Origin of the sequence: Deferribacter thermophilus, assembly GCF_049472675.1 — a bacterium.
Lineage (GTDB): Bacteria > Chrysiogenota > Deferribacteres > Deferribacterales > Deferribacteraceae > Deferribacter > Deferribacter thermophilus.
In genome coordinates, this window is sequence record NZ_JAPNXM010000002.1 from 196060 (window position 1) to 214392 (window position 18333).

Below are 18333 nucleotides of genomic sequence, written 5' to 3' on the forward strand. Positions count from 1 at the left end.
TGGTTTTAAGTAAATCTAAAAAATAGGCTGCTAGCTATCTTAACTTTTTGGTATGATAAGGAAATAAAATAAAGATGTTTTATTAGACGAGATTAATATCGATAATCATTTTTAATGATTAGTATTGAATAAATCTATAGCTATTTGAGTGTGATATAAATTTTATAAATATGTGTTATTTGGATTTTTAATTAACTATACATGTTGAAAATAGAGGGTTGTTGGAAGTTTTAGTTGTCGTGCGTGAGAAAGCGGAAGGAAGTTTTGTTACTTTTTTGCTGTTTTTATGGCGAAACGTTGTTATTAAAACCATTTATTTGAAAATTAATTATTAGCTAAAAAAAGGATTATTGGTAAAAGAATAGCAGTAATATATAGATTGAAGTATAATGTAAGATAGAACACTGTATTATAGATATGAATAATAATAATTATTATATTTTTTTATAAAAACTATTGCTCTCTATAAATTTTGTTGTTAATTGATTTTTCCAATATGCCTTTATAAACATTAATGGAGGTGATATGAAAAGATTTAGCATCAGTAGGCGTGATTTTATTAAAACATGCATCAAAACATCAGCTTTAATGGGACTGCCTTATGGAATGCATACAAAGGTTGCAGAAGCAGCTGAAAAGGCAGAAAAACCATCAGTAGTTTGGTTGCACTTTCAAGAGTGCACTGGTTGTTCAGAGTCGCTTCTTCGTTCTAGCCATCCTGGCTTGTCAGAGCTGATTCTTGACCTGTTGTCGTTAGATTACCATGAAACTTTGATGGCAGGCTCAGGTGTTCAAGCAGAGGAATCTTTGCACAGTACTGTTACAGAAAATAAAGATAATTATATTTTGGTTGTTGAGGGGGCAATTCCTACTAAAGAAGATGGTGTTTACTGCAAGGTGGGAGGAAAAACAGCTATAGAATCATTAAAAGAAATGGCAGAAAAGGCAGCTGCAATTATCTCTATAGGTACCTGTGCATCATATGGCGGTATTCAAGCTGTTGAGCCCAATCCCACAGGTGCAGTTGGTGTCTGGGATATCGTGAAAGATAAACCAGTTATTAATGTGCCTGGTTGTCCACCTAATCCTTATAACTTTTTATCGGTAATATTGTATTATATGACATTTAATAAGTTCCCTAAGCTTGATAAATTAAACAGGCCTTTGTTTGCTTATGGTAGAAAAATTCATGAACACTGTGAGAGAAGACCGCATTTTGATGCTGGTAGATTTGCTGAAAAATATGGTGATGAAGGTCACAAAAAAGGTTACTGCCTGTATAAACTAGGGTGTAAGGGGCCTGCTACATTTGCAAACTGTTCTGTCCTCAGATTTAATGATGCAGGTGTTTGGCCTGTTTCTGTTGGTCATCCATGTATTGGATGTACTGAGCCTTCCATTCTTTTCAAAAAATCTATTGATGAAAAAGTTCAGATACACAATCCAACACCTCCTGATACTTATCCGTCAACTAAACCAACTGAACGTGGTAAAGGTGCAGATCCTGTGACTACAGCTGTTGTCGGAGCAGTAGCAGGAGCAGCAGTTGGTGCAGGTGCTGTTTTGGCAAAGAGGTTGCCAAAGGGGGAGGATAATGAAAAAGAAGACTAGGAGAGAATTTTTAAAAACTACAGCTGGCTTGATAACTGGTGCTTGTGCTTCAGGTGTTGTTACAGCAGAAGCTAATGAAGAAAATTTTGTGAAAGATGATGCCTATGCAATGTTTTATGATGCTAACGCGTGTGTAGGATGCAAAGCATGTGTTGCAGCTTGCAAAAGGGTTAATGGTTTGCCTGCAGAAAAAGCAGATTTTGATCCGGATGGGAAATGGGATGCTCCTACAGATTTGGATAGTAAAACAAGAACAATTATAAAGTTGTATAAAGAAAATGAGAATGTATGGTCATACATTAAACATCAGTGTATGCACTGTGCAAAACCATCATGTGTTTCAGTATGTCCTGTTGGGGCAATGAGGCAGGATGAAAATGGTGTGGTTTATTACAACGAAGATATATGTATAGGATGTCGTTACTGTCAGGTGGCTTGTCCTTTTAATATTCCTAAGTTTGAATGGGAGAAGGCATTTCCAAAGATTGTCAAGTGTGATATGTGTAAATTTACCAACCTTAAAGAGAAAGGAGAGCCTGCTTGTACAGAAGTTTGTCCAGCAAAAGCGGTTACTTTTGGTAAAAGAAAGGATCTTTTAAATGAAGCAAAAAGACGTTTAAAGGAAAATCCTGATGAATATGTTAATCACATTTATGGAGAATTTGAAGCTGGAGGAACAAATGTAATATATTTGGCTTCTGTACCTTTTGAAAAATTAGGTTTTCCAAAATTAGATAGTAAATCTCCAGCAGCATTTACCGAAAAGATTCAACATACAGTGTATAAGGGGTTTATTGCTCCGGTTGCTTTGTATGCGGCACTTTGTTTAATTGCACTTAGGAATAGAAAGAAAAATGAACAGTCTGATGAGAGGGAGGATGAGTAATGGCACATGAAAATGAATATACTGTGTTAAAAAGAAAGATAGTAACAAAGCCATTTTTGTTCTTGCTGGCCATTGTTATTGTTGGTTTTGTGTTTATTGGTGTTCGCTATGTAAAAGGTATTGGAGCTGTGACAAATTTAAGTGATGGATATCCATGGGGGATATGGATAGCTTATGATGTGGCTACAGGTACTGCGCTGGCTTGTGGTGGATATGCTATGGCAATTTTGATTTATATAATGAATAGATGGAAGTATCATCCTCTGATCAGGTCTGCCATTCTAACAAGTTTGTTTGGATATGGGCTGGCAGGTTTATCAGTGGTTATTGACCTTGGAAGGTTTTGGAATATTTATAACTTTTTCATTCCTTCAAGATGGCAATTTAATTCAGTGATGTTTGAAGTGGCACTTTGTGTAATGACATATACTTTAGTGTTGTTTGTTGAGTTCTTACCAGCAATTTTAGAAAGATTAAAAAATCAGGATAATTTTTTAGCAAAATATGCTAAATGGTTGTATCCAAAGTTAAATAGTATCCTTATCTTTTTCATTGCTCTAGGTATTACGCTTCCTTCAATGCACCAGTCATCTTTAGGTACAATGATGACAATAGCTACGCATAAATTGCATCCACTTTGGCATACTGGATTTCTTCCACTGCTTTTCCTTATTAACTGCGTGTACCTAGGTTTTGCAGTTGTTATATTTGAGTCAATTGTATCCTCATTTGCATTCAATAGGCCTTATGAGGTAAAAGAATTATCTGGACTTGCTGGTATAATACCTTGGTTAACAGCAATCTGGATTTCAATAAGAATTGGAGATTTGTATTATAGAGGGCAATTATCATCTGCTTTTAAAGGTGATTTTTATTCAATAATGTTTTTGATTGAGTTTATGTTGATAGTAGTCGGTTCTATAATGTTATTGAATGATAAAATTAGGAAATCTCCCAGATGGTTATTTGTAACTGCATGTTTGATAATGTTTGGGGGAGGGTTATATAGAATGAATGTTTATATTGTAGGCTTTAACCCAGGGCCTGGTTGGAGATATTTCCCATCACTACCTGAGTTTATGATAACTCTGGGAATAGTTGCGTTGGAAATTTTACTATATTTGATTTTTGTAAAACTGTTTCCAGTTTTACCATCTGGTCACAATCCAGATGAAATTTTAACTGAAGAAGCTGTTGAAAAAAGTAAAGCAATATCAAGGAGGTTTGGATGGCAAAAAAGATAACTATAGACCCAATTACAAGAATTGAAGGTCATTTAAGAATTGATGTTGAAGTGGATAATGGCAGAGTAGCTAATGCTTGGGCATCTGCACAGATGTGGAGGGGGATAGAGGTAATATTAAGAGGTAAGGATCCAAAAGATGCTTGGTCATTTGCTCAGAGATTTTGTGGAGTATGTACTACAGTTCATGCGATTGCTTCTATCAGATCGGTAGAAAATGCTTTGAATGTTGAGGTACCTTTAAATGCTCAGTATATCAGAAACCTTATAATTGCTCAGCATTCAGTTCAGGATCACATTGTTCATTTTTATCATTTATCAGCTCTTGACTGGGTTGATATAGTATCTGCTTTAAAGGCAGATCCTAAAAAAGCTGCATTTATAGCTCAAAGTTTTTCAGACTGGCCAGGCAACAGTGTAAAAGAATTTGAAGCTGTCAGAGATAAATTAAAAGGTTTTGTTAATAGTGGCAGACTTGGTATCTTTGCTTCAGGTTATTGGGGACATCCAGCTATGAGATTATCTCCTGAACTCAATCTTATACTCGCTACTCATTATTTAAAGGCTTTGGATTATCAGAGGAAAGCAGCGCAGGCAGTTGCTATTCTTGGTGGTAAGAATCCTCATATACAAAACTTGTGTGTTGGCGGAGTTGCAACAGCGGTAAATGTAGATAATCTGGCTACAATCAATATGGAGAGATTGAGTTATTTAAAAAAATTAATGAAAGAAACAGCCGAGTTTGTTGAGAAAGTTTATTTCCCTGATTTGGTGATATTGGCAAATTATTACAAAGATTGGTTTGGTTATGGAAAAGGGGTTGATAATTATTTGGCTGTACCTGAGTTTCCTCTTGATACGAAAAATGAGAAGTTTGAGCTTGCTGGTGGAGTGTTTTTCAGTGGCAATATAAAACCTTACAAAGTGCTTAAAAATCATAGTGAACAATATTTGATAAACTCCATAACAGAGTCAATTGTACATTCATGGTATGAAGGTAAAGATGGACTTCATCCTTGGGAAGGTGAAACAAAACCAAATTACACTGATTTTCAAGCTAATGGAAAGTATTCATGGTCTAAGGCTCCTCGCTTTGAAGGGAAACCTATGCAGGTAGGACCAGTGGCTCAGTTGTTTGCCATTTATGCTTCTGATAATACTGAGGCAAAACGTTTTATTGATGAAAGTTTAAAAAGAATAGGTGTGGAAATTTATGATTTGCAGTCAACTATGGGAAGACTTGTTGCCAGAGGAATAAGAGCAAGAATAATGGCACATCTTTCATTAAAATTTTTAGATATGTTTGTGGAAAACATTGCAAGAGGAGATACTGAGTATGCTAACCATACAGACATTCCTGAAGGTGAGTTTAAAGGTGTAGGTTTTCATGAAGCACCTCGTGGAACACTTTCACACTGGATTATTATCAAGGATAAGAAAATCAAGAATTATCAGGCTGTTGTTCCTTCTACATGGAATGCTTCTCCTCGTGATGAAAAAGGAGCTATGGGCCCGTATGAAGCGTCTCTTGTAGGTAATCCTGTACTTGAGCCTGAAAAACCTTTAGAAGTATTAAGGACAGTACATTCATTTGATCCTTGTATTGCATGCGCTGTGCATACTATAGATCCAGAAGGTAATGAAATTGTGAGGGTAAAAGTTCTTTAGAGGGGTATTTTCCCCTCTTTATACATTTAAAGGAGGTATTTGTTGGACAATATTATTATTTTTGGTGCAGGAAATGTTTTATTTTCAGATGAAGGATTTGGTGTTCATTTTGTAAATTATTTGGAGAATAATTATTCTTTTCCTGTAAATGTTAAAATTTTTGATGCAGGGACTCTTGGAATAATGGCAATGCATGTGATTGAAGAAGCTGATTATCTTTTTATAGTGGATGTTGTTGATGTTGATGGAAAGCCAGGAGAAATGAGGATATATGACAAAGATGATATTATTCTTGATAGGATCCCAACAAAAATGTCTCCACATCAGATTGGATTACAGGAGGTATTACTTTTAAGTGAAATAAGGGGAAGATTACCGAAAGTAGTAAAACTATTTGGTGTGATTCCTGAGAATATAGAAGCAGGTACAACTTTATCAAATAGTTTAGAAGAAAAATTGCCTATACTGGCAGAATTACTGTTTAAAGAGATAAAAAAAATAACTTAATAATATAGCAGAATTGTATTGAAAGCCAATGTTAAAAACCTTGGTATTGAATATAGAAATATGTATCAATTGAGACATACTCATGTTGTTTTGAGTTTTTAGCTAGCGATAATCCACATGATATAGCTAAAAGAATGGGACACTCAAATTTAGAAACTTTTTTCAGAAGATACGCTAAATATGTTAAAACATATCAAACAAAGAGTAAAATCTCAGATTTATTTAATAATCAGTTTGTCAGAATTATGTCAGAAAATGAAAATCTTAAAAATATAACTAATTGATAATTAATAACTATATGGCGGGAGTGGGAAGGGATCGAACCTAATTTTCTTAAGTTTTTATATCAATTTAAGTCACAAAAAGTAAATAATAACTTATTAATATTTAATAAAATATTCCATTTTTAAAATGATTTTAAATTGATTAATTTTTATAATTTTTGTCGAAATTCTGTCGAATTTTTTAAACAGCCTTTTCACATTAAATTAATTAATTTGATATATTTTATAGATATTTTTATGTCATTTCAGTTAATTACAAAATTATTTTTCTGTTAACTGCTTATTTTACAGTTAGTTGGAATATAATGTTCCCTTATAGTATAAAACTTTGCGTAAGCAAAGTAGCTTAAACTTTAATGCAAGTTTTAACTTGCAGATAGTTTCAATTATAAATGCTTGTTTCATTTATATTTCATATATAATTCATTCTAATTTCATAATTATTTCACCTTAAATTCATTATATTCCGTTATAATTCACTTTAATTTCATTATTATTCATATTATGCCATTATAATTCGTTATTTTTCATTTAAGGTTTCATTAAAATTCATTCTAATTCATTATTTTTCACTTTAAATTCATCTTAATCCATTAAAATTCGCTATAATTTATTATATTTCGTTATTTTTCTTTCGTTATTTCACTTTATTTGTCAATAAGTTATAAGTTTTATTCCTTAAAATTCGTTATAATATAAGAGAGAGAAGAAAGGGGTGAAAAATTATGAGTGTAGATATTCAAACAAAATTGAAAGAGTTAAAAGAAAAATACGAAAAAGAAAAAAACAAACACAAATATATATTTAGAAAACTTAATGATGAAATAATACATAAAGTATTACATTCGGATTTACCTTTAAAATTACAATATGAGTTCTTGAAAAAAGAATTTAAATTAAAGAAAGGTAGTTTATCAAGCTATCGAAGATATTTAATTGCTTTTTTTAAAGATGACTATGAAAACTACTTACGAAGAACGGGAAATAAAAGAAATAAAAAACAAAAGAATACTATAGAAAAAGAAGAAAACTCTCTAGCAACGCCGACACAAGCAACAATTACAACCGAAACAACCAATCAGGCTCCTTCTTCTTTTTCTGTAGCAAATGAATTTATTATAAAAACTACTGACTGTTACAAAATAACTTTTGGGAATTATGAAAACCTAATCATTGATGAAAAAGATACTTACATAAGAAAATTAGAAGAGTTAAAACAAGAAATTAATTTGAACACTTACAAACAAAAACAATTTAATTTTTATAGGCATACCGCAAGAGGGTTTGTCGAGGAAATTGTAAATGGCGAAATAGTGCAAATTCGCTTTCCTTTTCATGCTAAATTAAAAACTGATATTGAAAATCAGGTTTTATTAAAACAAGAATTTCTCGGCGAAGAATTACTAATAGCAATTAAACAAGGGTATATTTACATTGTCTGGGATGCGATAACTCCTATCAACTACTATAGCTACGATACTATACAAACATACCAAAATTTAAAATTATCATAAAATAAAGTTAAGGGGGTAATATTATGAAAAGCAAAAAAAATTTTAGCTTAATACTGCAAGGCAAGGGTGGTGTTGGTAAAAGTTTGTTAGCAGCTATGCTTACACAATATTTTACAACACATCAAAAAGATGTTGTTTTACCCTATGATGTAGATGCAGAGCAAAACACTTTAGCAAAATGGGTTAAAGATGCTGTAACTGTGGATGTATTAAATGCTGAAATTGAAGACATAGATAAGGAAAAGTTTTATGATTTCTTCGAACAAATTATGCAAGAACAAGGTAAAAATATAGTTATAGATGTTGGTACAAGTATAAGTAAGAGCTTTTTAACTTTTTTAAAGGAATTACAAGTACTTAAGTATCTTACTGACATTTATAATGTGCATGTGTTTACGATCGTGACAAGTGATGATGATACAGTAATGTATTTAAATAATTTATGGGAATTAAATCAGCCTGTATATGTATTTAAAAATGAATATTTCGGGAAAGTAAACTATGAAACTGATTTTAACTTTTATCCAATACATGATCTAAATAAAAGAATAGTTAGAAAAGTAACAGAGTTAAAAATACCTTATGAAAATATTAATAAAGATAAAAGGTTAATGGTATTAGAAAAACAGTACGCGTCTCAATTTTATCTTCATTTCTGGAGACATTTCAGGAAGATTTTTAAACATAAAAAACCGGACTTTATTGTTGGTAAAGAAGACTAACTGCTTTAGAAAAGCAGCATTGTTGCTGCTTTTTCCTGCTTCTGAAGCAACAACCATAAGAGGTGATCAAATGAAAAAAGTTTTAATTGTTTTACTAATACTATTTTTTTCGAAAATTTTTTTCGTCTCTGTTATATATCTGTTATATAGATATAAGAAGAATAAAAGGGGGGGTGATAATATGGCTAATAAAAATAATAAAAAAAGAATCTATAAGAAAAAGATGACCTGTTTGTATATTGATCCTGAATTTTTAGAAAGATTAAGAGAATTAAGTAAAAGATCTGAAGTTTCAATAAGTCAATTATTCATTAATGCAGTTAAACAAGTATATTTTTCTAATGAATATAAAAATAATATAAATATAAAATACTAAACAAAGAGGTGGTACATGGCAGATAAAGAAAAAGCTGCTCTTCCCCAACAAGAGCAGCTTGCTAAATATGAAAACAAAAACTCCAACTCCATGACTAAAAGTAATATAACACATCAAAAAACAAATCGCAACCATAAAGTTAAGCAATATATAATAAGCATATGTGATAAATATGAAGGTGGACTACAAAACTTAACTAATGATATTTTCGTTAAAAAATTAGTTGATAACATAACTACAAAGCTCAAGATAAAACAAAAAAAGTATGTTAAAGACTTAATTGATGAAATTAAACAACAATATAATATTTCAAACTCATTACAAAATATATACAACATAGTACAAAATAATTTATATGAAGGATTTAAACTTTATTATGACTTTACAGCACAGCAATTTTTAAAAATAAACCTAGAAAGTAAAAATAAAGAGTATTTTAACAGGGAAGCGACAAAAAGACTATTCAAAAGTTATTTTAGCTTGACTGATAAAGATACAGTAAAAATACTTATAGAAGAGATGATACCTTCCGTCAAAACTGTTTTTGATCCGCATATGCCAGCTGAATTTATAAAAGACGGTGTAAAATATGTTAATTTGTTTCAGAAAAACAAGTATATGCTACTTAATACTAAAAAATATGATTTAAATGTAAATTATATAAAAAGTAATTTTCCGCATATTTCTACACTACTAAAAAACCTTTTTGTATATGACGATAGAATTGAATATGCTATCAACTGGATCAGTTATATTATTAATACACTTAATAAAACAAGAAATGTTATACTTACAAAAGGAATACAAGGAACAGGTAAAGGTGTATTTCATAACATTGTATTAAAGCCTTTGTTTAATAATTATACGATCGAAGCTTCGAACACAGAACTACAAAGTAGCTTTAATAGTTATATAGAAAATAAACTATTAGTTATATTTAACGAAGTGAAAGGAAATTTTAATGAAAATAGTATTATTTTCGAAAAGTTAAAACAGTATATAGCCGATGATGAAATTATTATAAATGAAAAAAACATAAAACCATACGCAGTAAAAAATTATGCTAATATAATTATGTTTAGTAATATGGAAAATCCCGTTCGCATAGAATTTTCGGACCGACGTTATACTATATTTGAAACTGCAAGTATGAAACTTGTTGATGTTGTTGAGCAAAAACACAATATAACTATAACTGAATTTATTGAAAAGCTAAAAAAAGAAAGAGAAGCTTTTTATAATTATATAGCAAATTTAAAGTATGATGAACAAAAAGCCATAACAATATATAATACAGAAGAAAGAGAAAATATTATTTTTAATACAAATAATACTGTAAAATTAGCATTAAACTATATAAAATACTGTAAGTTACTTGAATTAGCTAAAGTTATAATCAAAGAAAATGAAAATGTTGAATATAAAAATATTGAAGATTTTTTATACAAATTACAACAGGAAATAAGTTTATACAGCAGTGTAACAAATGAAACATTAAATATGCTATACAATTTACTTATAAAAAATGAAGAAAGCTTATCAAGAGATAAATTTTATAAAATTTGTAATACTTTTTTTGAAAGCAAAAAAAAGAATATTAAAGGTAAAAGTATACGTGTTAAGGTTGTTAATGAAAGTACTATACAGCTTTATAAAAACATAAATATTAACTTATTAGCAAAAGAAATAAAAAACTTATACTTTGAAGATGATGAAATAGATATAGACAAAATGAGTGAAGAAGAAAAACAAGAGTTTGATGAATTGATGGAAGAAAGGGAAAGTATAGAAAATGAAGATATATATGATGATGAACAAATAACCTTTCCATAAAAATAATAATAATAGGTCAGCTTTAAAAAAAAAGAGAAGGCATACTATCTTTTCTAATTTGTTTTTTGGGACGGGTATAAGGTACTTCAAAAATATTCTTATAATCTAATAACTTATTGATAGTAGACAAAAAAAAAGCAGTCCTAGGACATATCGGGACGGGTACAACTTTTTTTTGGGACAGGTTTGGGACGTGTACGCTATTTTTTGGGACGCCTTTTGCAGTCTGGTATCCTGTTAATAATAAATGAAAATTTAATTTTGGGACGGGTCGGGACGGGTAGACGGGGTATATACAGAAAATTTTGTATATTTTTTTATAACTATTACTGACTATTATCGACCTATTATCGACTAAAGTAGTCACCTTTAGTCACAAAAAAAAAAATTTTTTTTTAATATGCCTCAAACCCGTCCCAAGGTGTCCCAAGCTTGATTTTATGCGGTTCTTTGCGTCCCAAAGGTGTCCCAAACGTGTCCCAAAGGTGTCCTACTGGTGTCCCAGACGATTAACTATACTATAATCATAATATATTTTTTTAAAATCTTTATAAAAAAAATCTTTTTTTTATAAAGATATTTTATTTTTGATATTATGAATGCTTCAGAAAAAGGAAAGGCGCAAGGATATTGACAAATGATTTGTTGCTTTTTTATTCGTGATAGAATTCTCTCTTCTCTCAACCCCTTTTCCCTTTTCTGAAGCAGTATTTTTCAAAAATTATAAATAAGTTATGTTAATTTTACTGCAAAATTCGTTATATATAAGAGAAATAATGAATCATGTTTTGAGGTGTAGCAATGCTACGAAAGGTAGTGAAGTACTTTGCCGAGAGAGAAAATAGAGAAAAACATAGACTCTTTCGAAGAGAGCTCGAAAAACATAAGGAAAACTTGAGAGATTTTGTTGAATATACACTACAGGCAAACAAGAAGATCGGAAATAGGATCGATTTCCAAACAATTCATGCCCTCAACATAGAATATGTAGAAGCTGTTGTTCAGCAGGCGAAAATTGTGAGTAATTACAATATCTTATGTTATGTTTATTTGGTTTTTGTTTCGAAAAAAAAATTTGCACTCATAAAAAAAATATATAAAAAACATAATATAGATATCTCCCTGATTGAAAGAGAATTGCTTTTGTGTATCAAATATTTTCATGAATTATCGGCGAGGTATGCATATGTTTAGTTTGCCACCGATACCAATACATATATATGATAACTGGTTTGGTTTTTTATACAATTTTGTATTAGCACTATCAGAAAAAGTATATAGTTATCTGACTGGTGGATTTAATCCGGTTGTTATTGCAAGTATTTCATTTTTATTTGCTTATTTACATCCGTTTTTGAGATACACTTTTTCGTTTGGGACAGTTTTTGGGCAATATGCAGAAGGTGTTAATGAAGTTGTTGAAAAAGTAATAAAAAGAGATTTTTGGATGAAATTAATTGCAAGTGCTGCGCTGATTGGATTATTAATGATGCCAGTGCAGTTAAAGATTACTAATTCTTCTTCGATATTAGTTCCCAAAAATGTTTTTACAATGTATTTACAAGATGCAAAACTTGATTATGCGTTAAATTATTTTGATTTTGATAAAGATGAATATACATTGCCTGCTGTTTTAGCTTTAAGTGTCAGTATTGTTGATACGGTATTTTACGCAGTTACGGAAACAATAATGCACTTAACTGGGACAACTGATTTTGATGAGATAAATGTTGAAGTGCTGCAGAAATTTATGGATAGCTGGGATTTAAAAGATATTGAGACTGCGATACAGGATAAAGTTGTTAATAATTTGTATGGTTTAGATTTCAATATCCCGCAAGCTTATAATGAAGATACAGATAAAAACATAGATAATTTAAAATATAGTTTAGCTTTATACGTTATTATAGCAAAGTCATTATATGGTATGTATTATGAAGGAAGTACTAATTATATGGATCCTTCTAGTAATGTATTATATGCAGAATTTATAAATAATATAATGCGTTTTTTAAGTGGCAAGGAAAAAGATTTTACGAATTATTTAGCTTCGGCTGATAGCAATGTAAAGATAAGGATACAGTATAATGAAACTAATAAAATTTTAAATGAGACTTATAAAGATATGAATACCATACAAAATTTATTATTAGCACATCCTGAACTTGCAAAGGTATTTACACTTATGCTTAGTTGGTATGACAGTAAAAACTGGTTTTTAAGAGAGTGGTTAAAAAGTGATATTAAGCAAATTTATAATTTAAAAGATTTGAGAGATGTAATGGCTTATTATAATAATAATTTAAGTAAAGAACAGTTAAATAAAATGATAAATTTACTATTCGTTGATTCGAATAGTCCATATAACAAGCTATTAGAATTAATTCGTGAGGGGAAAGATATTCCAGTAAACACGTTTGCTGATGAAGATGAGCCTGATGATTATTATGAGCAGTTAAAGAGTGTATTACTATACGAGAAAGATGAATTGGATAATACATTGCCAATTATAAGGAATTACAGGGATTTATATTTAGGTTTAAAATATGCTGTAGAGAAGGACGAACAAAGTTTAGATCAGCTGATAGCTACAACTGGTGATAATATAGTAAAACAAGTTTTACAGGCTATAAAAACGAATATAAGCGCATTTACGCTTATCAGGGGGCAAGAAGCTGGTTATGTAAAACAGGTTGCTCAATTTTATTCTAATATTTTTCTTTTATTGCAGCGTTTTGAGATTGCTTTAAACAATGGTATTACGACTATAGAGAAAGCACAGGAGACATATGAAAAATTAATTCAAGGTGCAGATGGTGATTTAAAGCAGACATTGCAGGATAGAAAAGAAGATTTTGTTTTATTCGAGTTATTAAATATACCTGTAAAGACTCTTGATGGGCATATAAAAGAACCTGGACTTATGAATAAAGTAGCGTTAATAACAAAGGAAAGTTTTATTTATGCATTAGTAGTCTTATTTTTCTTTATATTTTGTATTTTATCGATATTTTTATTTATTTTGTATATTATACAGAGATTTATAGCGTTTACATTATATTTTATATTATCACCGCTTTACATTATTAAAGCTATTACAACGCAGACTTTCAACGAGACGATCACTGCTTATTTTGTGAGCTGGGTAAACTTTAGAGCTTATGATTTTGGTTTGTTGATTGGGTATATTATTTTAAGTTTAATTGTTAAGATACTTAATATTTTTTCGGTATATTTAGTATTTTTGTATAAGACAAATATGCTTGGTATTAAGTTGGCTTATATGAGTATATTAGTTATGGGTATGTTTATAAGTGTGCAAGTAATGAAATTTATATATCGAAAGATAACAAGTATTGTTAATAATAAGTTTGATGTAATAGCCGAAAGTTTTGCCAGAGTGAGTGATATGGCAATGGGGCAAGCTATGGCTCTTGGTAGTGCAGGTGCTAGATTGCTTGGAATAGCGAAGAGTATACCTGTTGTGGGTACGGTTGGGAAAGTGGCGGAAGGAAGCATAAAAGCGATAAAATACATTGGAGAAAATTTGAAGGAGAAATTCAAGGATAATAAAGAAGATGAAGAGGAATAACATTGCTTCAGAAAAAAGGAGTGTCACTTCTCTTTTTTTCTCAAGCCTTCTTTTTTCATTATTTTTTTAAATTGTAAAATTATTATATAATTTTTTATCATTAAAGTCAATTTTTACTAAACATTAATAATAAAAATAATATTATTTTTATATAAATTATCTTTGTTATTATATAAATTAATAAAACATTCCAACAGTTTTTAAAGATTTACTGACTAAATTTTCCTTTCAATAGCAATAATTTAGTAAAAATTTTATTTTTTTAAAAAAATTTTTTTCGAAATCTGTTATATTTTGTTATATATAAATATAGAAGATATTTATATAAAAAATGAGTTAATGCTGTTAAGTGGTAATAAAAGAGGTGATATAGAAAGATGGGTTGGAAAGTAGAAAAAGCAAAAAATGTTGATCCTATTCTGATATTGCAGATGTTCGAGCATGTATATATGCAGAAAGGTGGCAGATTGTTTACACGTTTTCGAGACAACGACAAAAATCCTTCCACAAATATATATTTTTCGGGGCGACATGGGAAATTTCTGTGGCATGACTTTGGAACTGGTATGACTTACGACAACATACAGGCAGTCCAGTATCTTGCAAAGTACCTGTACGATGTTGACTTGAGTGGAAAAGAAGCTATCGATCTGCTGCTTGAGTTAATAAAAAATCCAGATTTGAAATTTTTAAATAAATATGATTATGATGTAAAAAATAAGAATACAAAATATTCAAATAGATATATAGATAATAATAACAGTAATATAATGAGCTTAACAACCTATAAAAACAATAAAAATACGTTTGTTTTTAAAATAATTGAAGAAAAGAAAGATCAAAAAGCTTATAATAAGTGTTTAAATTATTTAATTAAAACTCGTTTTTTAGATATTGATTTAGTAAAGAATAGTAGTATTCGATTTTTCAAGGAGACTAAAAGGAATCTTCTAGGTGTTGGTGTTCAAAATTTTCATAATAAAAATATTAGGTTTATAAATAGCTTACGTTACAGATTTGTAAATGAAGGTAGACAAGATTTGTATGTAGTATACAAAGATCAGAGAGTGAAGAAAATTTATATTGCAGAAAGCTTTATTGATGCATTAAGTATTAAAAATATAAAACAACTTGGTAGGGATGATAATAACAGTGCATACATCTCTATTTCTTCGAAGACGAACAAAAAAGCAATTCGGGAACTTGCAGAAAAATTTGCAAATAGAGATATCGAGTTTGTTTTTGCACTAGACATCGACGCAGAGAAAGAAACACAAGAATATATACAGATATTTCAAAAATACAATATCAAATCAAAATCTATTTCTTTTCTTCTTCAGCAGCATAAAGTCAAAGATTTCAATGAATACTTACAAAAATTGGTTAAACAACAACAAGTTACAAAAAATAGAGGGGTGAAGAATGAAAAATATAGCGTACCTACAATTGCAAAGAGATGAAAGAAATGTAATGTTTTGGTTAGTTAAATCCTTTGTAAAAAAGGAAATATCCGTGGAGCAGTTGATTGATATTTTTGTGAGTCTTGATAGTATTAGGAATGTCGTCAATGTAACAAGTGAGATAAAACGAGCAATTTTGTTTAAAGTTAAACAGGATGACATATTAAAATATATAGATGAATCAAAAATTTCTGATACAGCAGATGTTGATAAGTTATTAAAAAATAAAGAAAAATACAAAGAGGAAATAAAAGAGTTGAACAAAATAATATATTATTTCACAGGGGTAAAAAATACTAAAAACGTATCTATTTTTTGTAAAATATTGTCAAATAAAGCGAAAAATGTCAACAACAGCAAATATTTTCTTGCAAAAGTAGATTTATTAGAGTTTACTAACAGTAAACAAATTACTTATAATGAAATGTGGGAAGAGCATAATAAGGTTGAAAATAGTAATGATAATAATGAGTTATTCATAAATAATAATTCAGAAAAAGTTTACAGATTTTTAAGTGGCATAATTAGCAGGAATAGAGTGTACAATGAATTTGTAAGCGTTTTTGATAGAGAGAGCTTAGAATCTTTTCTATTTAACATATACAAAAATTATGAAAATAATATAAAAATTAAAAAAAGACTAAAAGAGTTAGCAAAAAAGTTAAAAAAGCATAATTTTATTAGCCAAAATTTTAGCTTTACAAAAGAAATGCAGGCTTATAAAGCAAACGTGAATAGAGGCTTTATAAGGTAGCTGAAAATATATTATGTATCAATTGGTTATCAAAATTTTACATTAAAATTCGTTATAATATAAGAGAGAGAAGAAAGAAGAAGAAAGGGAAAAGAGGATGTGGACAACAGTAGCTATAAAAAAAGATGTCTATAATTTATTAAAGAGAATTTGCAAAGAGCAAAATTTAAAGGTTAGTTTTGTATTACAACAGTTGGTACAAATTTATATTGATACCTATCTAAAAGAAAAGGGGGTAAAAAATGAAAAGTAAGTTGTTGGTAGTTTTAACATTTTTTGTTTTTGCTATAGCTTGTAATAATAAAAATGTAGATGTAGATTTAAACTATATTTTACAGCATAGCAACTACGATTTCTTAGCGGATAAAGATAAAATAGATTGTGTAGTTAGTGATAAAAATGTTGATAAGCCGATTGTAAAATGTATTGAACATGACTATAAAGATAATCCTGTTTATTTCTACTTAAACAAAATGAATGATTTTTATAAAATTATGAAAATTGAAATTTTTGCTGATGGTGTAAAGCATGTTATTGATGACCAAGTGCAAATTGCCGAGATGGTAAGAGAAGCAAATGCAGAGTTTTATAAAAAAAGAAGAAAATAGAGAGGTGTAAAATGGGATTGATAGATTGGATTGTAGGGAAAATAAACAAAAGTCTTGATGACGACATAAAAGAACATAGAAAACAGATTGATGAATTTCGGGAATTTGTTCGACAGAAAGACAAGGAGCTAGAGGATTGGAGAAAGAGGGATAGAGAAGGAAGGTTGAGTAAAGAAGAGCAGGAAGAACAAGAAAGGTGGTATCAGGAAGATTTGCAATGGGCGAAAGAAAATCCTGAAATGTTCATGAAGGCCTATGAAACATTTGTTTTGAAGAAAAAAAGATGATGAAGCTTAAGAAAAAAAAAGGAATGGCAACTCCTTCTTTTTCTTAAGCATAAAATAAGAGGTGCAATATGGCGGTAACTATCAATCTCGATGAAATATATAAAAAAATTGAAGAGGAAATAGAACAAGAAGAAGAGCAAGAGCTTGAAGAAGAAAAAACATACAAATTCTTTGAACATTTGCTTCGAACACTTGCCTTGAATAGCGATGAAAAAGTTGTTTTCAAATTGCCTTTTGACTTGAAGTTAAATAACGCGTCCCAACTATATGATGACATAAAGGATTTTCTAGTGGCAAAAGGTATCGATGAAGAACAGTTTGAAATGTATATTGAATATGCAAGACAAAATATTTTTGTTGATTTGGAAGAAGATTTTGGAAAAAAAATTGATAGGAATATGAAAATAAAAGATTTTTTGGATAGAGTTAAGGATGAAGGATTTCGGTCGATAAACACGAACATAAAAACAGGCAATGCGATAATTGACCTTTCGATACAGTCTGCACAATTTGTTCTGTCTGTATATTTCTTTTTTGTGATGCTTGCATTGTATATGTTGTTGCAGATGAAGCATGAGCACGACAAAAGAAAACAGAGAGAACAATTCGAAAAATACAAAAAAGCAGTCGAAGCAATGCAAAAGGTGACAAAAAGACATGAAAAATTCCTGAAAAATCTAGAAAACCCTGATTTTAAAAATCAATTTATACAAATGCAAAAAACTCAAAATTTGTTAAAAAATAAAGAAGATTTAACGATGAAAGACATTGTAAAACATATACATCAAAATGCACTTTTAATTAAAACTGAAAAGCAACTAAAAAAACAGCTTAAACAGTTAACTAAAACTAAGCAACATAATAAAAAAGCTAAAAGTAAAAATATTAGTTATTTTGAAAATAAAAAACATAAACAAGGTATACAGCAAACACTTAAACCTAAACCTGCACCAACACCGACATTTAAAATAAGGTAAAAAAAAAGGGG

General features: G+C 29.8%; 18 protein-coding genes. All 18 read left to right on the plus strand.

Annotation, left to right across the window (positions count from 1 at the left end; all coding sequences use genetic code 11):
• The first annotated feature begins 525 nt into the window (after positions 1-525).
• The 18 genes from OWM07_RS03110 (at position 526) to OWM07_RS03195 (ending at position 18322) form a co-directional block, all read left to right on the plus strand.
• Positions 526-1611 carry a hydrogenase small subunit gene (locus OWM07_RS03110; protein WP_423302202.1) on the plus strand — a complete coding sequence of 362 codons (1086 nt, stop codon included), beginning with the start codon at positions 526-528 and terminating at the stop codon, positions 1609-1611.
• Positions 1595-2497 carry a hydrogenase 2 operon protein HybA gene (gene hybA / locus OWM07_RS03115; RefSeq protein ID WP_423302203.1) on the plus strand — a complete coding sequence of 301 codons (903 nt, stop codon included), beginning with the start codon at positions 1595-1597 and terminating at the stop codon, positions 2495-2497. Before OWM07_RS03110 ends, hybA begins: the two co-directional genes overlap by 17 nt.
• On the plus strand, positions 2497-3741 hold the full coding sequence (gene hybB, locus OWM07_RS03120) for a Ni/Fe-hydrogenase cytochrome b subunit (protein WP_423302204.1): 1245 nt from the start codon (positions 2497-2499) through the stop codon (positions 3739-3741). The genes hybA and hybB overlap by 1 nt, the downstream gene beginning before the upstream one ends.
• Positions 3726-5408, plus strand: coding sequence for a nickel-dependent hydrogenase large subunit (locus tag OWM07_RS03125; protein WP_423302205.1), 1683 nt, complete (start codon positions 3726-3728; stop codon positions 5406-5408). Before hybB ends, OWM07_RS03125 begins: the two co-directional genes overlap by 16 nt.
• 42 nt (positions 5409-5450) lie before the next feature.
• Positions 5451-5915 carry a HyaD/HybD family hydrogenase maturation endopeptidase gene (locus tag OWM07_RS03130; RefSeq protein WP_423302206.1) on the plus strand — a complete coding sequence of 155 codons (465 nt, stop codon included), beginning with the start codon at positions 5451-5453 and terminating at the stop codon, positions 5913-5915.
• 134 nt (positions 5916-6049) lie between these two features.
• Positions 6050-6199: a hypothetical protein gene (locus OWM07_RS03135; RefSeq protein WP_423302207.1), complete on the plus strand. Its 150-nt coding sequence runs from the start codon at positions 6050-6052 to the stop codon at positions 6197-6199.
• Between the two features lie 725 nt (positions 6200-6924).
• Positions 6925-7713, plus strand: a complete 789-nt coding sequence (locus tag OWM07_RS03140) for a hypothetical protein (RefSeq protein WP_423302208.1) — start codon at positions 6925-6927, stop codon at positions 7711-7713.
• Between the two features lie 23 nt (positions 7714-7736).
• Entirely contained in the window at positions 7737-8435 is a 699-nt protein-coding gene (locus tag OWM07_RS03145) for a nucleotide-binding protein (RefSeq protein ID WP_423302209.1), read from the plus strand.
• Positions 8436-8616: 181 nt separating this feature from the next.
• Entirely contained in the window at positions 8617-8811 is a 195-nt protein-coding gene (locus OWM07_RS03150) for a hypothetical protein (protein WP_423302210.1), read from the plus strand.
• A gap of 15 nt (positions 8812-8826) precedes the next feature.
• Complete coding sequence (locus OWM07_RS03155) at positions 8827-10644, plus strand: primase-helicase family protein (RefSeq protein WP_423302211.1); 1818 nt, start codon at positions 8827-8829, stop codon at positions 10642-10644.
• An 801-nt stretch (positions 10645-11445) separates the two neighbouring features.
• Positions 11446-11838, plus strand: a complete 393-nt coding sequence (locus tag OWM07_RS03160) for a hypothetical protein (RefSeq protein WP_423302212.1) — start codon at positions 11446-11448, stop codon at positions 11836-11838.
• Positions 11825-14236: a hypothetical protein gene (locus OWM07_RS03165; RefSeq protein ID WP_423302213.1), complete on the plus strand. Its 2412-nt coding sequence runs from the start codon at positions 11825-11827 to the stop codon at positions 14234-14236. Before OWM07_RS03160 ends, OWM07_RS03165 begins: the two co-directional genes overlap by 14 nt.
• 377 nt (positions 14237-14613) lie before the next feature.
• Positions 14614-15696 (plus strand): toprim domain-containing protein, encoded by a 1083-nt coding sequence (locus tag OWM07_RS03170; RefSeq protein WP_423302214.1) that lies wholly within the window; start codon positions 14614-14616, stop codon positions 15694-15696.
• Positions 15659-16450, plus strand: a complete 792-nt coding sequence (locus tag OWM07_RS03175) for a hypothetical protein (protein ID WP_423302215.1) — start codon at positions 15659-15661, stop codon at positions 16448-16450. Before OWM07_RS03170 ends, OWM07_RS03175 begins: the two co-directional genes overlap by 38 nt.
• A gap of 97 nt (positions 16451-16547) precedes the next feature.
• A complete protein-coding gene (locus OWM07_RS03180; RefSeq protein ID WP_423302216.1) occupies positions 16548-16703 on the plus strand; it encodes a hypothetical protein in 156 nt (51 codons plus the stop codon).
• The gene (locus OWM07_RS03185) at positions 16693-17058 is read left to right on the plus strand and encodes a hypothetical protein (RefSeq protein ID WP_423302217.1); all 366 of its coding nucleotides are present in this window, start codon (positions 16693-16695) and stop codon (positions 17056-17058) included. The genes OWM07_RS03180 and OWM07_RS03185 overlap by 11 nt, the downstream gene beginning before the upstream one ends.
• An 11-nt stretch (positions 17059-17069) precedes the next feature.
• Positions 17070-17345 carry a hypothetical protein gene (locus tag OWM07_RS03190; RefSeq protein ID WP_423302218.1) on the plus strand — a complete coding sequence of 92 codons (276 nt, stop codon included), beginning with the start codon at positions 17070-17072 and terminating at the stop codon, positions 17343-17345.
• Positions 17346-17413: 68 nt separating this feature from the next.
• Entirely contained in the window at positions 17414-18322 is a 909-nt protein-coding gene (locus OWM07_RS03195) for a hypothetical protein (protein WP_423302219.1), read from the plus strand.
• Positions 18323-18333 lie beyond the last annotated feature (11 nt).